General features: G+C 72.3%; 13 protein-coding genes. 6 read left to right on the top strand and 7 right to left on the bottom strand.

From position 1 onward, the window contains the following. Positions 1 to 107: 107 nt before the first annotated feature. Positions 108 to 809 carry an SDR family oxidoreductase gene (locus tag ACZ619_RS08300; RefSeq protein WP_469595720.1) on the bottom strand — a complete coding sequence of 234 codons (702 nt, stop codon included), beginning with the start codon at positions 807 to 809 and terminating at the stop codon, positions 108 to 110. Positions 810 to 1,094: 285 nt separating this feature from the next. On the opposite strand from ACZ619_RS08300, the gene ACZ619_RS08295 reads away from it, so the two are divergent. Beyond that, entirely contained in the window at positions 1,095 to 2,015 is a 921-nt protein-coding gene (locus tag ACZ619_RS08295; protein WP_469595717.1) for an SGNH/GDSL hydrolase family protein, read from the top strand. Positions 2,016 to 2,039: 24 nt separating this feature from the next. On the opposite strand, the gene ACZ619_RS08290 is transcribed toward ACZ619_RS08295, so the two are convergent. Continuing rightward, the gene (locus tag ACZ619_RS08290) at positions 2,040 to 2,483 is read right to left on the bottom strand and encodes an Lrp/AsnC family transcriptional regulator (protein ID WP_469595714.1); all 444 of its coding nucleotides are present in this window, start codon (positions 2,481 to 2,483) and stop codon (positions 2,040 to 2,042) included. A gap of 123 nt (positions 2,484 to 2,606) precedes the next feature. On the opposite strand from ACZ619_RS08290, the gene ACZ619_RS08285 reads away from it, so the two are divergent. Both ACZ619_RS08285 and ACZ619_RS08280 read left to right on the top strand, forming a co-directional pair. Continuing rightward, positions 2,607 to 3,176 carry an RBBP9/YdeN family alpha/beta hydrolase gene (locus tag ACZ619_RS08285; RefSeq protein ID WP_469595712.1) on the top strand — a complete coding sequence of 190 codons (570 nt, stop codon included), beginning with the start codon at positions 2,607 to 2,609 and terminating at the stop codon, positions 3,174 to 3,176. Positions 3,177 to 3,186: 10 nt separating this feature from the next. Beyond that, on the top strand, positions 3,187 to 3,678 hold the full coding sequence (locus ACZ619_RS08280; RefSeq protein ID WP_469595710.1) for a peptidylprolyl isomerase: 492 nt from the start codon (positions 3,187 to 3,189) through the stop codon (positions 3,676 to 3,678). Between the two features lie 58 nt (positions 3,679 to 3,736). Here the strand turns inward: ACZ619_RS08280 and ACZ619_RS08275 are convergent, their stop codons facing one another. The 4 genes from ACZ619_RS08275 to ACZ619_RS08260 all read right to left on the bottom strand — a co-directional run bounded on the left by ACZ619_RS08275 (position 3,737) and on the right by ACZ619_RS08260 (position 9,063). Beyond that, complete coding sequence (locus ACZ619_RS08275) at positions 3,737 to 4,741, bottom strand: MASE1 domain-containing protein (RefSeq protein ID WP_469596045.1); 1,005 nt, start codon at positions 4,739 to 4,741, stop codon at positions 3,737 to 3,739. 157 nt (positions 4,742 to 4,898) lie between these two features. Beyond that, on the bottom strand, positions 4,899 to 5,771 hold the full coding sequence (locus ACZ619_RS08270) for a PP2C family protein-serine/threonine phosphatase (protein ID WP_469595707.1): 873 nt from the start codon (positions 5,769 to 5,771) through the stop codon (positions 4,899 to 4,901). Between the two features lie 149 nt (positions 5,772 to 5,920). Continuing rightward, positions 5,921 to 7,024, bottom strand: coding sequence for a GNAT family N-acetyltransferase (locus tag ACZ619_RS08265; RefSeq protein ID WP_469595705.1), 1,104 nt, complete (start codon positions 7,022 to 7,024; stop codon positions 5,921 to 5,923). Between the two features lie 224 nt (positions 7,025 to 7,248). Then, positions 7,249 to 9,063, bottom strand: coding sequence for an FAD-binding dehydrogenase (locus tag ACZ619_RS08260; RefSeq protein WP_469596043.1), 1,815 nt, complete (start codon positions 9,061 to 9,063; stop codon positions 7,249 to 7,251). A gap of 283 nt (positions 9,064 to 9,346) precedes the next feature. On the opposite strand from ACZ619_RS08260, the gene ACZ619_RS08255 reads away from it, so the two are divergent. The 3 genes from ACZ619_RS08255 (at position 9,347) to ACZ619_RS08245 (ending at position 11,972) form a co-directional block, all read left to right on the top strand. Further along, positions 9,347 to 10,561, top strand: coding sequence for a carbohydrate-binding protein (locus tag ACZ619_RS08255; protein WP_469595703.1), 1,215 nt, complete (start codon positions 9,347 to 9,349; stop codon positions 10,559 to 10,561). Between the two features lie 89 nt (positions 10,562 to 10,650). Beyond that, positions 10,651 to 11,478, top strand: a complete 828-nt coding sequence (locus ACZ619_RS08250; RefSeq protein WP_469595700.1) for a DUF4389 domain-containing protein — start codon at positions 10,651 to 10,653, stop codon at positions 11,476 to 11,478. A 41-nt stretch (positions 11,479 to 11,519) separates the two neighbouring features. Further along, positions 11,520 to 11,972, top strand: a complete 453-nt coding sequence (locus ACZ619_RS08245) for a hypothetical protein (RefSeq protein ID WP_469595697.1) — start codon at positions 11,520 to 11,522, stop codon at positions 11,970 to 11,972. 72 nt (positions 11,973 to 12,044) lie between these two features. On the opposite strand, the gene ACZ619_RS08240 is transcribed toward ACZ619_RS08245, so the two are convergent. Further along, positions 12,045 to 15,419 carry a pyruvate carboxylase gene (locus ACZ619_RS08240; RefSeq protein ID WP_469595695.1) on the bottom strand — a complete coding sequence of 1,125 codons (3,375 nt, stop codon included), beginning with the start codon at positions 15,417 to 15,419 and terminating at the stop codon, positions 12,045 to 12,047. Positions 15,420 to 15,449 lie beyond the last annotated feature (30 nt).

The following is a 15,449-nucleotide window of genomic DNA, read 5'->3' as shown; positions in this document are numbered from 1 at the left end:
CGGCTTAGTTCAGGATTTGATTTAAGTGGTGAGTCAACTCCGGGGCAAGCCCCGGGGCGCCGAAATCTGCGCCCCGCGGGCAAGTCCGGGCGAGGACCGGGCTCACCTCACCGGGCCAACTGCGGGTACATGGCGGCGAGATCGCCCGAGAGCGCGCCCTTGGCCCAGCGGGTGACGTCGTCGGCGAGCACCTCGTACGCGTCGGACTCGACGCCGTCGAGCGCGGCGGCCGCGATGTCACCGGCCTTGGCCTTGGGCCCCTCGACGCCGGCCGTCATGTCGGTGTCCACATAGCCCATGTGCAGTCCGGTGACACCGATGCTGTAGGGCTGGAGCGCCAGGCGCAGGCTGTTGGTCTGCGACCACAGGGCCGACTTGGACGCGCTGTAGGCGCCGCCCTCGGCGAGCCACGACAGGACCGAGTGGACGTTCAGGACGTGGCCGCCGCCGTTGCGCTCCAGGACCGGCACGAAGGCCCGGGTGACCAGCAGCGGGCCGTAGAAGTTGATCTCGAACTCGTGGCGGATGTCGGCGAGCGGCGAGGTCAGGAAGCGGGTGCCGGTGGCGACCCCGGCGTTGTTGACCAGCACGGTCACGTCCTGGGCCCGCGCGGCGACGGCGGCCACGGAGTCGGGGTCGGTCACCTCCAGGGCGAGCGGTACGGCGTCGGGGTGGGTGATGGCGCGCGGGTCACGGGCGGTCGCGTAGACCTTGCCGGCGCCGCGCGCGTACGCCGCCTCCACCAGCGCCTTTCCGATGCCCCGGCTGCCGCCGGTGACGAGGACGACGGAGTCCTTGATCGCGGTCATGACACTCACACTCCCGGGGTGCGCGGAGATGGGAAACCGATCGGTTTCTCACGGGTGCCACCCATCGTAAACCGATCGGTTTCCGAACTCCGTCGCGAGCGTCGGCCCACAACCCCCGGCCGAGCCGGATCCCCTTGCGGACAGGGCGAGTTGTTCGATCAAGTTCGTTGCGTCCAACCTCTGGCTACGGACTCCTACTCGGCGGTATACAGGCCCCCGACACACGCGTACGGGCCGCCCGCCGGGACCGGTTCCGTGCGCGTCCTCGTTGCAGGGGGGATCTCCATGGCGAACGGCACCCGGTCCGACGGCTCGGCCAGACGGCACCGGCGCAAGGCCACCGTGGCGGCGGCGCTGGGCGGCTGCGCCCTGGTCGCCGCGTCCACGACACCGGCCGCGGCGCACGGCGGCGGTCACGGACCGGGCCACGACCGCGGCACGAGCTACGTGGCGCTGGGCGACTCCTACACCTCCGGCCCGCTCATCCCCACCCAGGTCGACGCGAACTGCGCGCGGTCCGACCACAACTACCCGTCACTGGTGGCGGCGGCACGGCACGTGAGCGCGTTCAAGGACGTGAGCTGTTCCGGTGCCACGACCGCGGAGATGTGGACGGCGCAGGGCACCAACGGCCCCCAGCTGGACGCCGTGGGGCGGGACACCGACCTGGTGACGCTCCAGATCGGCGGCAACGACATGGGGTTCGGCTCCATCATCGCCACCTGCGCGGCCCTCAGCTCCAAGGACCTGACGGGCAACCCCTGCCAGCAGTACTACAACGCCTCCGGCACCGACCAGCTGGTGCTCAACATCGCGCAGACCGCGCCGAAGGTCGACAAGGTGCTGCGGGACATCCGGGCCCGGGCCCCGCACGCCCGGATCCTGGTCGTCGGCTACCCCGACCTGCTGCCCGACGACGGCAGCGGCTGCTACCCGACCGTGCCCTTCGCCGCCAAGGACTTCCCCTACCTCCGCGACACCGGGAAGCGGCTGAACCTGATGCTGCGCGCGGTCGCCGCGTGGAACGGCGCCCGGTACGTGGACACCTACGGCCCGACCGTCGGACACGACATGTGCAAGGCACCCGCCGACCGCTGGATCGAGCCCCTCCAGCCGACCTCCCCGGCCGCCCCGGCCCACCCCAACGCCAAGGGCGAGGCGGCGATGGCCCAGGCGGTCCTGGAGCGCCTGGACCGGCGGCACTGATCCCGGTCCCGCAGGCCACCCGCCCTAGCGGAGCGTGGGCAGCGGCCTGGGCGGGTAGCCGCGCAGGACGAGGGAGGTGGTGACCGGGCCGTAGCGGGCGAGGGAGTCCACCACCTCCTCCAGGCGTTCGGCGTGCGTGCAGTGCACGTCGAACAGCAGGCAGTCCTCGCCGGTCACCCGGAGCGTCGAGACGACCTCCGGGGTCCAATCGGCCAGTGCGAGCGCCTGGCGCAGCAGGGCGTGCGTGGTGCGCAGCCTGACCACGGCGTGGATGTTCAGGCCGAGCGCGGCGGGGGCGACGACCGCGCGGTAGCCGGTGATGACCCCGCTCCTCTCCAGCCGCTGGATGCGGGCCGCCGCAGCCGGCTGGGAGAGCCCGACCCGCCGCCCGACCTCGGCCCCGGTCAGCCGCCCCTCGCTCTGGAGCAGCGCCAGGATGGCGCGGTCGATGTCGTCGAGTGATTCCATCGTCGTCGTCCCCACTTTCCTCTGGATCGCTTGCGCGGCCCCTGCGCGGCAACCGGTTCATCCAGAATCGGCCCCAGGACGGGCCCGGGAAGCGCCGGGCCACGACGGAAAGGGCGGTCGGCGTTGGTCGCGTACGTCATCATCCCCGGGATCGACGGTTCGGACGGCACGCACTGGCAGAGCCGGTGGGAGGCGCGGTGGGGGGACGCGGCGGTGCGCACCGCCCCGGACTCGTGGACCCGGCCGGAGCTGCGGGACTGGGTCGCCGCGGTCGGGGCCGCCCACGCCGGCGCCGCGGCGCGTGACGGCCGGGTGGTGCTGGTGGCACACAGCCTCGGCTGCTGGGCGGCCGCCGAGTGGCTGGCTCGGGCACGGCCCGAGGGGGTCTCGGCCTTCCTCGTCGCGCCGCCCGACCTGCGCTCGGCGGCGTTCCCGGCCGCGGCCGCGCCGACGTTCCTGGAGCTGTCCGCCCGCCCGCTGCCGTGTCCGGCCCTGGTGGTGGCGAGCGACGACGACCCGTACGCGGACACCGCCGCCTCGGCCGCCTCGGCCGCGGGCTGGCGGGCGGGTCTGCACTCCGCCGGGGCGCGGGGCCACCTCAATTCCGCGAGCGGGCTGGGCGACTGGCCGGCCGGCCGGGAACTGCTGCGCACCCTGTCGGCCCCGTGGGAGGGACCGGGCGGTTCGCGATAGGTTGGCCTGCATGAGCGACAACGTTTATTTCGACATCTCGATCAACAACGAGCCGGCCGGCCGGATCGTGTTCTCCCTGTTCGACGACGTGGTGCCCAAGACGGCCCGTAACTTCCGTGAGCTCGCCACCGGGCAGAACGGTTTCGGCTACGCCGGTTCCTCGTTCCACCGGGTCATCCCCCAGTTCATGCTCCAGGGCGGTGACTTCACGCGCGGTGACGGCACCGGCGGCAAGAGCATCTACGGCGAGAAGTTCGCGGACGAGAACTTCCAGCGCAAGCACGACCGCAAGTACCTGCTCAGCATGGCGAACGCGGGCCGCAACACCAACGGCTCGCAGTTCTTCGTCACCACGGTGCTGACGCCGTGGCTGGACGGCAAGCACGTGGTCTTCGGCGAGGTCGTCGAGGGTTCCGAGATCGTCGACAAGATCGAGGGTTACGGCAGCCAGAGCGGCGCCACCAAGGCCGAGATAAAGATCACGGCCAGCGGCACCGTCTGATCGGCGGACCGCGCATCCGAAGGGGACCGGGCCCGGCGCCCGGTCCTCTTCGTTCCGGTCACCGTGCGCGGTGCTCCCGCCGCGGCTCCGGCGCCCCGCGCGGGGCGCGGCCGGCCGGCTGGTCGTGCGCGGTGAGGTGTTCCAGGGCCTCGGCGAGTTCCGCGCAGGCCTCCTCCACGGAGATGCGGGTGTTGCGCTGTTCGGTGATCAGGGCCGACAGCAGCAGCGAGGTCAGGGCCATCGTGCCGTTGAACAGCTGGAGCTTGATCAGCGCCTCGACGCGGGTCAGCCCGGCGAAGGCGCCGACGCCGTCGGTCGCGGCGACCGTGGCCATCACCGAGGTGAACAGGGCGCACAGCATGCTGCCCGCCAGCCGGAACCGCAGGGCGGCCCAGATGAGCAGCGGGTAGACGAGGAAGAGCATGCTCATCGTGGAGCGGGTGGCCAGCGGGACCAGGGCGGCGGTGACGGCCACGAGGGCGAGGGCCTCCTTCCAGCGGCCCGTCGAGGGGAGCCTGCGGGCGCCGAGGAGGACCAGCAGGACCGGGGTGACGATCAGGACGCCCATCGCGTCGCCGGTCCACCACGCCAGCCAGACCGGCCAGAAGCTGCCCGGGTCGAGCTTGCCGTTGACCGTCAGCGCCCCGACGTCGAGGGTGGCGCTGATCAGCATCGCGGTGAGCGCCCCGAGGAACACCAGGGCGAGGCCGTCCCGCAGCCGGCTCAGGTCGGTGCGGAAGCCGGCCCGGCGCAGCAGCAGGCAGGCGCAGACGGGGGCGGCCGTGTTGCCCAGGAGGATGACCAGCACGTCGGGCCCTGGCGGGGAGAGCGACAGCACCACGAGGAAGGCGCCGAGCGTGATGCCGGGCCAGCAGCCCAGGCCGAGGACCAGCAGGCAGGCCAGCGCCACGCCGGTGGGCGGGTAGAGAGGGGTGACGACGGCACCCTCGACGGTGAACCCCCGCAGCAGCCCCAGCCGCCCGGCCGCGAAGTAGCAGGCGGCGACGGCCAGCGTCCGAAGGGCGAGGACACCCGCTCGACGCAGCTCCCGGTTACCCACCACAGCAGCCATCAGACACCGAACGGGCCCGCTCGGCGAGACGGGAACACCCGGGCGGGCCCGGCCGGAGAGGCTCCGAGGGCCGGGCGGTCGCAGGACCCGACCAGCCGGGCCCGGTCGGTCGGGCGGCCGGGGCGGTGGGGCGAAGGCGGCGTGGCAGTCAGCGTGCGAGGTCCGGGCGGTGGGGCCGGGGCCGGTGGCCGTGGTGGTCGTGGCCGTCGAGGTGGTCGTGGCCTATGACCAGGACGGCCGCGTCGTCCTCGTGGCCGACCCGTTCCGCGCCCTTGATCACGGCCGCGGCCAGGGCCTGTGCCTCCAGCCCCGCGACCGCGGCGATGCCGGCGAGCCGGACCACCTGGTCGAGCCCCTCCTCGACGCTCATCCGCGGCCCCTCCACGACCCCGTCCGTGAGCAGTACGAAGAGGCCGCCGGTGGTGAGCCGGTACCGGGAGACCGGGTACTCGATGCCCGGCTGGATGCCCAGCGGCGGGCCGCCCTCGTCCTCGCCGACCCCGGACCTCCCGTCGGCCGTGGCCCAGACGAACGGGACGTGGCCGGCCCGGGCGCTCTCCAGCACCCCGGTCGCCGGGTCGAGCCGGAGGAAGGTGCAGGTGGCGAAGAGGTCGCTGCCGAGCGAGACCAGCAGGTCGTTGGTCCGGGCCAGCAGTTCGCCGGGCTCGCCGGTCACCGAGGCGAGCGCCCGCAGCCCGGCCCTGACCTGGCCCATGAACGCGGCCGCCTCGATGTTGTGGCCCTGGACGTCACCGATGCACAGGCCCACGCGACCGTCGGGCATGGTGAAGGCGTCGTACCAGTCGCCGCCCACGTTGAGCCCGTAGCAGGCGGGTGCGTACCGGACGGCCAGGCGCAGCCCCGGGATCTCCGGCAGGTCCCGGGGCAGCATGCCCCGCTGGAGGGCGATGGCCAGCTCGACCTGCGAGCGCTGGTACTCGGCCCGCTCGCGTGCCTGGGCGGTGAGCGACCTGAGCCTGGTCAGCAGCTCGTCGTCGTCCATATGACGCTTGCGGGGCATGGATCACTCCGGCCGGGGCGACAGCCTTTCCTGCCTTTCCAGGGCAGACCCGTGGATTTTCACCTTTACAGGATCATAGTGGCGGTCGCCGTGCGCATGCGGGGCCGCCGGCCGGCCGCCGAAGTGCCCGGCCGGCGCGCCCGGCGGTGTCAGCGCTCGCCGGGGCCGCCGGCGCGGCGGGACTCGCGCAGCGTGCCGACCGTCTTCAGCAGCCGGTCCGCCGGCTCCCGCAGCCGCGGATGGGCGAGCACGGTGTTGCGCAGGCCGCGCACCGGCCGGCGCCACAGCCGGTGCGCCGCGGCCACCGGATGGGCGCGGGTGGCGAAGCCCTCGCCCACCCGCAGTTCGCGGGTCTTGAGCCAGTCCTTGTACTCCTTGTCGCCGCGCCCCAGGTCCACGAGGGTCACACCACCGCGCGCGGCGGCCTCGGCGGTCCGCAGATGCATCATCAGGCCGGGCGAGTAGTAGCGCAGTTCGGGGTCGTACGCGGTGAACCAGGCGGCGAGCACGGTGCTCGACCGCGGGCCGAAGTGCGCGGCCACCGGCCGGTCGCCGGCGTAGAGCACGGACAGCACGCCGGTGAAGTGCTCCTCGCGGACGTGGAAGAGGTGGTCGGTGAGGTCGACGATCCAGGGGCGGGCGAAGCGGTCCATCCGGCCGGTCCGCCGGTACTGTGCGGACTTCCAGCGCATCAGGGTGCGCAGGGCGGCCGGGTCGCGCTCGTCGAACGCGAAGCGGAGTTCGCCGAGGTCGCGCCCGATGCGCCGTTCCTTCTTGAGCGTGGTCTTGGCCAGGCCCGGGTAGGTGGCCCGCAGCCACTCGGGATAGCCGCCGTCACCGGGTTTGACGTCGATCACCGGTGAGGCGAAGGAGCCGGTCACATGGGGGGCGAAAGGTCTCTGCTCGGCGACGAGGTGGTCGAACTCGAAGATGGACATCCCGCAGGCGGCGAGCAGTTCCTGGGCGTCCCAGGTGACGCCGGGCCGGTGCACCAGCGCCTGGCAGTCGGAGAGGCCGAGACCGACGGCCCGCCCGACGCCCAGGGCGTTGCGCTCGTACGGCAGGAAGCCGACCGGCTCCCCGCCCTCGCGCAGGACCGCGACCCGGACGCCGCCGCGGTGCTTCCCGACGCCGATCGTGAACTCCGGGGCCAGAAAAGGGTTGGCGTACTCCGGTGACTCGTCCATCGCGTGGTGCCAGGCCCGGCGGAGCGACTGGGTCAGTTCGCCGGGTCTGTGGATCGTTATGTCCACCTCAGATCAACCGCCCCTCGGCCGACGAGGTGTGTTGCACCGTGCACTGGCCTCTGGATCGCATGGGCGACCGCTCTCCCCCCATAACGCGCATTCCGCGTTGCACCGTTGCGTGAACCGCTGTTGCCGCTCAAACGTCGCGAAACAGTACGCACACTGTCAAGGGTGCCACTCTCAGGGCGAGATGGGGGTGGAGTCGGTCGGACTTCCCGGCCTCCGGCCCGTCAGGTGGCCGTCGCGGCGGCCGCCGCGCGGCCCGCCTGGCGGCCCGAGAAGAGGCAGCCGCCGAGGAAGGTGCCCTCCAGCGAGCGGTAGCCGTGCACCCCGCCGCCGCCGAAGCCGGCCACCTCGCCCGCGGCGTACAGACCGGGCACCGGGGAGCCGGTGCTGTCCAGGACGCGTCCGGACAGGTCGGTCTGGAGCCCGCCGAGGGTCTTGCGGGTGAGGATGTTCAGGCGGACGGCGATCAGGGGTCCCGCGCTGGAGTCCAGGATGCGGTGGACGGACGCCGTACGGCTGAGGGAGTCGCCGATGTAGTCGAGGGCGTTGCGGATGCCCATGACCTGGACGTCCTTGGTGTACGGGTTGTCGATCTCGCGGTCGCGGGCCTCGATCTGCCGCTTGAGGTCGGCGAGGCCGATGAGGTTGTCACCGGTCAGCTTGTTCATGCCGGCGACCAGGTCGGAGAGGTTGTCGGCGACCACGAAGTCGACGCCGTTGTTCTTGAACTTCTCGATGGGTTCCGGGGTCTGCCAGATCCGGGAGAGCAGCTGCCAGACGTCCTTGTTGGTGAGGTCGGGGTTCTGCTCCGAGCCGGAGAGCGCGAACTCCTTGGCCATGATCTTCTGGGTGGTGACGAACCAGGAGTAGTCGTAGCCGGTGGCGGTGATCGACCCGAGCGTGTGCAGGGTGTCGTAGCCCGGTATGTCGGGGGTGTCGAAGCGGCGGCCCGTGGCGTCGAACCACATGGAGGACGGGCCGGGCAGGATGCGGATGCCGTGGTTGGGCCAGATGGGGGCGTAGTTGCGCAGGCCCTCGGTGTAGTGCCACATGCGGTCGGGGTTGACGATCCGGCCGCCGGCCTGCTCGGTGATGGCGAGCATACGGCCGTCCACGTGCGCGGGGACGCCGGTGACCATGAACTTGGGCGGGGTGCCGAGGCGGGCCGGCCAGTTCTGCCGTACGAGGTCGTGGTTGGCGCCGATGCCGCCGGAGGTGACCACCACGACGGGGGCCCGGAGTTCGAAGTCGCCAACGACGGTACGGCTGCTGGCCGTGCCGCGGGCCGCGCTGCTGGGCTCCAGGACCGCGCCCCGCACACCGGTCACCGCGCCGCCCGTGGTGACCAGTCCGTCCACCCGGTAGCGGAACTTGAAGGTCACCTTGCCGGCGGCGACCGCCGCGCGGACCTTCTTCTCGAAGGGCTCGACCACGGCCGGGCCGGTGCCCCAGGTGACGTGGAAGCGGGGCACGGAGTTGCCGTGCCCGTCGGCGAGGCCGCCGCCGCGCTCGGCCCAGCCGACGATCGGGAACCACTGCACGCCGAGGCCGGAGAGCCAGGAGCGCTTCTCGCCGGAGGCGAAGTCCACGTACGACTGGGCCCACTTGTAGGCCCAGTAGTCCTGGCCCTTCGGGTCGTCGACGCCCCGGTCGAAACCGGCCGTGCCGAGCCAGTCCTGCCAGGCGAGGTCGTGGGAGTCCTTGACGCCCATCAGCCGCTGTTCGTCGGAGTCGACGAAGAAGAGTCCGCCGAAGGACCAGAAGGCCTGGCCGCCGAGGCTGGCCTCCGGCTCCTGGTCGAGCAGCAGTACCTTGCGGCCCGCGGCGGCGAGTTCGGCCGTCGCGACCAGACCGGCGAGGCCGTGGCCGACGACGATCGCGTCCGCGTCCTGCGACTCGGCGGCGGACGCCCCCGCCTGGCCGAGGGTCATACCGGCGAGTGCGCCGCCGGCCACGGTCAGTACCTGGCGCCGGGTGAACCGGGACGACTGGTCCTCCGCGCCGTCCTGCGTGCCGACAACTGCTCTGTGGTGCTCCATGGGCTGCATGGACTGCCTTCCGTACGGATGCGGGCGGTGCGGGAGACATGACGGTGGCTGCCGGGACGGCAGGGTGTTACCGACGGTAGCCCAAGGTGGCGAGCGGTGGCCAGAGCCGTGCCGAACGTGCCGCCCCGGCGCCGCCGACGACACCGGCCCGGGACCATCGAGCAAAGAAACCGTATGGTCTAGTCCAAAGTGCGCTTTGGTCCAGTCCAATCCATTGACGTGATCGCGCCATCTTCGGAAGCTGGGGCACCACCCCACCTTCCCGGAGGCACCAGTGAGACCACTTCGCGCAGGTCTGGGCGCGGCCGCCGCCGTCACCCTCGCCGCCGCCGGCACCACCGCGCTCGTCGCGAGCGACGCCTCGGGCGCCACCACCGCACTGAGCAACCGCTGGTACGCGGCCGCTCCCTATCTGATGCCGCTGGACAACAACCCGCCGGACCCCGCCGCCATCATGGACGCCACCGGCCTCAAGGCCTTCCAGCTGGCGTTCGTGCTGGCCCCCTCCGGCGGCGGCTGCACGCCCACCTGGGGCGGCACCTCGGCGGTCTCCTCCGACACCGCCGTCCAGTCGGTGATCGACACCATCCGCGCCAAGGGCGGTGACGTCTCCGTCTCGATCGGCGGCTACGGCGGCACCAAGCTCGGCCAGACCTGCGCGGACGCGGCCGCCACGGCCGCCGCCTACCAGCAGGTCGTCACCAAGTACGGACTGCACGCCATCGACTTCGACCTGGAGGAGCCGGAGTCCGAGAACACCGCGGCGATCAGCAACGAGATCGGCGCCGCGAAGATCCTCCAGCAGAACAACCCCGGACTGTACGTGTCGGTGACGACCGCCGGCACGGCGGACGGGACCGGCTGGTTCGGCAAGCAGATGCTGCTGGAGGCGAAGTCGCAGGGGTTCACGCCGAACAACTTCTCCATCATGCCGTTCGACGGCGGCTTCGGCGGGGCGGCCGCGCAGACCGCCGCGCTCACCGCCTTCAACTCGATCCTCCAGTCCACGTTCGGCTGGGACCAGGCCACCGCCTACGCCCACGAGGGCTTCTCCGGGATGAACGGCCGCAGCGACACCGGCGAGTACTTCACCCAGGCCGACTTCCGGACCGTGCTCGACTACGCCACCGCGCACACCATGGACCGCTTCACCTTCTGGTCCCTCAACCGCGACCGCCAGTGCACCCCGGCGGACAACAACGGCACCACCTCGGGGACCTGCTCCAGCGTGGCGCAGGGCGACTGGGACTTCGCGAAGTACTCGGTGGAGTTCGCCGGGGCCACCCCGCCGGCCACCACCCCCACCCCGACGCCCACCCCCACCCCGACCACGACGTCCTGCAAGGCCGCCTGGAGCGCCACGGCCGTGTACGTGAAGGACGACGAGGTCTCGTACGGCGGCCACGACTGGAAGGCCAAGTGGTGGACCCAGAACGAGGTGCCCGGCGCCTCGGAGTGGGGCCCGTGGCAGGACGAGGGCGCCTGCTGAACCCGGCCGCCCACCGGGCCTGGCGGCAGCCGGCGTTCCGCCGCACGATGGAGGTGCCATCCGCGCCGCACCGGCCGACGGGAGGATCCATGACGCAGAGCTGGGGACCACGTCCTCCCGTCGGCGCGGACGGCGCCGAGTGGCGGCCCGCGCTCGACATCCCCGCACCCGGGCCGCAGCGCCGCTGGACGGTGCTGCTGCGCTGGCTGCTGCTGGTCCCGCAGTACGTCGTGCTCTGCGTGCTGGGCATCGCGGCGTTCTTCGTGACGGTGGCCGGCTGGTTCGCGGCGCTCTTCCTGGGCCGGCTGCCCGACCCGATCGCCTCGTTCCTCGGCACGTACCTGGCGTACGAGACCCGGGTGGCGGCCAGCTCCCTGCTCCTGGTGGACCGCTATCCGCCGTTCGCCCTGAACGCGCCCGGGTACCCGGTGCGGATCGAACTGCGGCCCACCACGCTGAACCGGCTCGCGGTCCTGTTCCGGCTGGTCCTGCTGATCCCGGCCGCGGTCGTCACCAACCTGGCGACGACCGGCTGGTTCACGATCGGCTGGATCTTCTGGATCGTCGCGCTCGTGCGGGGGCGGCTGCCCGGGCCGGTCTTCGGGGCCACGGCCGCGGTCGCCCGGTACCGGATGCGGTTCGGCGCCTACACGAGCATGCTGACGCCGGTCTACCCCAAGGGGCTGCTGGGCGACCAGCCGACGGCCGAGGCCGCGAAGTCCGCGGAGGCGCACGAGGCCCGCTCCGCTACCCGGCCGCTGCTCCTGGACACCACCGCGAAGGTCCTGATCTGGGTCTTCCTCGTGCTCGGCCTGCTCACCCAGGTCGTCCCCCGCTCCACCACGGACTACGACGAGCACGACACGAACGGAATCGCCCATCCGGCGCAAGTGGTACATCTCACGGGACGGTCGTAGCGTCGTAGGAGGCAAGTACGACGGCACGGGCGGGAGCGACCATGCGCGGACCAGTGACGGGAACGGCGATCGGACTCGGGGCATGCCTGCTGCTCACGGCGGCCATGACGACGGCATCGGCGACACCGCCGACAACGGCCGCGGCACCGCGGGCCCAGCACCCCGTGCTCGTCGACTGCGTCTGGCACCAGCGCTACCGGCCGACCGACTTCATCCTGGCCTGCGGTGACGGCAACAGCCGCCTGATGGGCATGCGCTGGACCCAGTGGAACGACAGCACGGCCGTCGCCCAGGGCGTGAACGCGGTGAACGACTGCAAGCCGTACTGCGCGGCCGGCAAGTTCCACGAGTACCCGGTGACCATCCGGCTCGACCGCCCGACGGCGTGGAAGAAGCACCCGAACGTACAGCACTTCACACGGATGACCCTGACCTACACGGACGCCAGGCCGCAGGGCTTCGCGCAGGTCGTGACCTACCCGATGTGGAACTGAGCCGAGCGGCCGGATCCAGGGCGGCTCCCGGGCCGGGGCGGCGTCTCGCCCCGGCCCCGCGGTGTCCCCGGCTCAGGCGATCTCGACCAGCAGGTCGCCGCCCTCCACCTGCTGGATGCGGTTGATGGCGAGGCGGGAGACGCGGCCGGCCTTCGGGGCGGTGATGGTGGCCTCCATCTTCATCGCCTCGATCGTCGCCACCGTGGCGCCCGCCTCCACCTCGGTGCCCTCGGTCACCGCGAGGGTGACGACACCCGCGAACGGGGCCGGGACATGGCCGGGGTTGGCGCGATCGGCCTTCTCGGTGGCCGGGATGTCGGAGGCGGCCGCCCGGTCGCGGATCTGGATGGGCCGCAGCTGGCCGTTGAGCGAGGACATCACCGTGCGCATCCCGCGCTCGTCGGCCTCGCCGACCGCCTGGAGCTCGATCAGCAGCCGCACTCCGGGCTCCAGGTCGACCGAGTACTCCTTGCCCGGGCGCAGGCCGTAGAAGAAGTCCTTGCTGTCGAGGACGCTGGTGTCGCCGTAGGTCTGGCGGTGGGTCTCGAACTCGCGGGTCGGGGCCGGGAACAGCAGCCGGTTCAGGGTCGCGCGGGGCTCCTTGGCGAGACCCTCGCGGTCCTCGGCGGAGAGTTCCGGCGCCGGCCTGGCCGCGGCGCGGCCCTGGATGGCCTTGGTACGGAACGGCTCCGGCCAGCCGCCGGGCGGGGTGCCCAGCTCGCCGCGCAGGAAGCCGATCACCGAGTCCGGGATGTCGAACCGGTCGGGCGTCGACTCGAAGTCCTCCGGGCCGACCCCGGCGCCGACCAGGTGCAGCGCGAGGTCGCCGACCACCTTGGAGGACGGGGTGACCTTGACCAGGCGGCCCAGGATGCGGTCGGCGGCCTCGTACATCGCCTCGATGTCCTCGAAGCGGTCGCCGAGGCCGAGCGCGACGGCCTGGGTGCGCAGGTTGGAGAGCTGCCCGCCGGGGATCTCGTGGTGGTATACCCGGCCGGTCGGGGCGGCGAGGCCCGCCTCGAAGGGGGCGTACACCTTGCGGACGCTCTCCCAGTACGGCTCCAGGTCCTCGACCGCCCGCAGGTCGAGCCCGGTGGGACGGTCCGAGTAGTCGGTCGCGGCGACGATCGCCGACAGGGAGGGCTGGGAGGTCGTACCGGCCATGGAGGCCACCGCGCCGTCCACCGCGTCGGCGCCCGCCTGGACCGCGGCGAGGTAGGTGGCCAGCTGGCCGCCCGCCGTGTCGTGGGTGTGCAGGTGGACGGGGAGCTCGAACTCACGGCGCAGCGCCGAGACCAGCTTGGCCGCGGCCGGGGCGCGCAGCAGGCCCGCCATGTCCTTGACGGCCAGGACGTGCGCGCCGGCCTCGACGATCTGCTCGGCGAGCCGCAGGTAGTAGTCGAGGGTGTAGAGGCGCTCGCCGGGGTCGGACAGGTCGGCGGTGTAGCAGAGGGCGACCTCGGCGACCGCCGTGCCCGTCTCGCGCACGGCCTCGATGGCGGGGCGCATCTGGCCGACGTCGTTGAGGGCGTCGAAGATGCGGAAGATGTCGATGCCGGTGGCGGCGGCCTCCTGGACGAAGGAGTCGGTCACCTCGGTCGGGTACGGGGTGTAGCCGACGGTGTTGCGGCCGCGCAGCAGCATCTGGAGGCAGATGTTGGGGACGGCCTCGCGCAGCGCGGCGAGCCGCTCCCAGGGGTCCTCGGCGAGGAAGCGCAGCGCCACGTCGTAGGTGGCGCCGCCCCAGCACTCCAGGGAGAAAAGCCCGGGCAGGGTGCGGGCGACGACCGGGGCGACGGCGAGCAGGTCCTTGGTGCGCACGCGGGTGGCGAGCAGCGACTGGTGCGCGTCGCGGAAGGTGGTGTCGGTGATGCCGATGGTGGGCGACTCGCGCAGGTGGCGGGCGAAGCCCTCGGGGCCGAGCTCGACCAGGCGCTGGCGCGAGCCCGCGGGCGGCTCCCCGGCGGGCAGCGGGGGCAGCTTGGCGGTGGACTCGACGAGGTGGGGGCGCTCGCCGTGCGGCTTGTTGACGGTGACGTCGGCCAGGTAGGTGAGCAGCTTGGTGCCGCGGTCGGCGGAGGTGCGGGCGGTCAGCAGGTGCGGGCGCTGCTCGATGAACGACGTGGTGATGCGGCCGGCCCGGAAGTCCGGGTCGTCCAGGACGGCCTGGAGGAAGGGGATGTTGGTGGCCACGCCGCGGATGCGGAACTCGGCGACGGCGCGCCGGGCGCGGCCGATGGCGGCCCTGAAGTCGCGGCCCCGGCAGGTGAGTTTGACCAGCATCGAGTCGAAGTGCGCGCTGATCTCCGTACCCGCGTGGGTGGTTCCGCCGTCGAGGCGGATGCCGGAGCCGCCCGGGGAGCGGTAGGCGCTGATGCGGCCGGTGTCGGGGCGGAAGCCGTTGGCCGGGTCCTCGGTGGTGATCCGGCACTGGAGGGCCGCGCCGTGCAGCTTCACGGTCTCCTGGGAGAGGCCGAGGTCGGCGAGGGTCTCGCCGGAGGCGATGCGCAGCTGGGCCTGGACCAGGTCGACGTCGGTGACCTCCTCGGTGACCGTGTGCTCGACCTGGATGCGCGGGTTCATCTCGATGAAGACGTGGTTGCCCGCGGGGTCGAGGAGGAACTCGACGGTGCCGGCGTTGCGGTAGCCGATCTCGCGGGCGAAGCGGACGGCGTCGGCGCAGATGCGGTCGCGCAGGGCCGGGTCGAGGTTGGGCGCGGGCGCCAGCTCGATGACCTTCTGGTGGCGGCGCTGGAGCGAGCAGTCGCGCTCGAAGAGGTGGATGACGTTGCCCTCGCCGTCGGCGAGGATCTGCACCTCGATGTGGCGGGGGTCGACGACGGCCTTCTCCAGGAAGACGGTCGGGTCGCCGAACGCGGAGGCCGCCTCGCGGGAGGCCTGCTCGATGGACTCGCGCAGCGCGGCGGGGTCCTCGACCCGGCGCATGCCGCGGCCGCCGCCGCCGGCGACGGCCTTCACGAACACCGGGAAGCCGATCTCCTCGGCGGCCCGGACCAGTTCGTCGATGTCGTTGGAGGGCGCCGAGGAGCCCAGCACCGGTACACCGGCGGCGCGGGCGGCGGCGACCGCGCGGGCCTTGTTGCCGGTCAGCTCCAGCGTGTGGGCGTCGGGCCCGACGAAGGTGATGCCCGCCTCCTCGCAGGCGCGGGCGAGTTCGGGGTTCTCGGAGAGGAAGCCGTAGCCCGGGTAGACCGCGTCGGCCCCGGCCCGGCGGGCGGCGGCCACGATCTCCTCGACGGACAGGTAGGCCCGTACCGGATGGCCCGGCTCCCCGATCTCGTACGCCTCGTCGGCCTTCAGCCGGTGCAGCGAGTTGCGGTCCTCGTGCGGGAACACGGCGACCGTGCGCGCACCCAGCTCGTACCCCGCGCGGAACGCGCGGATGGCGATCTCTCCACGGTTGGCGACCAGCACCTTGCGGAACATGCCTGGATCCCTTCAGCCTGCCGGCGACGA

Source organism: Streptomyces sp. NPDC104367 (assembly GCF_055583825.1).
The sequence above is the reverse complement of the archived record's forward strand: the minus strand, read 5'-3'. Positions and strand labels throughout refer to the sequence as shown.

Excerpts from the sequence above, each read along its gene's own strand:
- ACZ619_RS08245 (WP_469595697.1), top strand. The coding sequence starts at position 11,520 with ATGCGCGGACCAGTGACGGGAACGGCGATCGGACTCGGGGCATGCCTG.
- ACZ619_RS08250 (WP_469595700.1), top strand. The coding sequence starts at position 10,651 with ATGACGCAGAGCTGGGGACCACGTCCTCCCGTCGGCGCGGACGGCGCC.
- ACZ619_RS08280 (WP_469595710.1), top strand. The coding sequence starts at position 3,187 with ATGAGCGACAACGTTTATTTCGACATCTCGATCAACAACGAGCCGGCC.
- ACZ619_RS08300 (WP_469595720.1), bottom strand. The coding sequence starts at position 809 with ATGACCGCGATCAAGGACTCCGTCGTCCTCGTCACCGGCGGCAGCCGG.
- ACZ619_RS08290 (WP_469595714.1), bottom strand. The coding sequence starts at position 2,483 with ATGGAATCACTCGACGACATCGACCGCGCCATCCTGGCGCTGCTCCAG.
- ACZ619_RS08240 (WP_469595695.1), bottom strand. The coding sequence starts at position 15,419 with ATGTTCCGCAAGGTGCTGGTCGCCAACCGTGGAGAGATCGCCATCCGC.
- ACZ619_RS08260 (WP_469596043.1), bottom strand. The coding sequence starts at position 9,063 with ATGGAGCACCACAGAGCAGTTGTCGGCACGCAGGACGGCGCGGAGGAC.
- ACZ619_RS08295 (WP_469595717.1), top strand. The coding sequence starts at position 1,095 with ATGGCGAACGGCACCCGGTCCGACGGCTCGGCCAGACGGCACCGGCGC.
- ACZ619_RS08270 (WP_469595707.1), bottom strand. The coding sequence starts at position 5,771 with ATGCCCCGCAAGCGTCATATGGACGACGACGAGCTGCTGACCAGGCTC.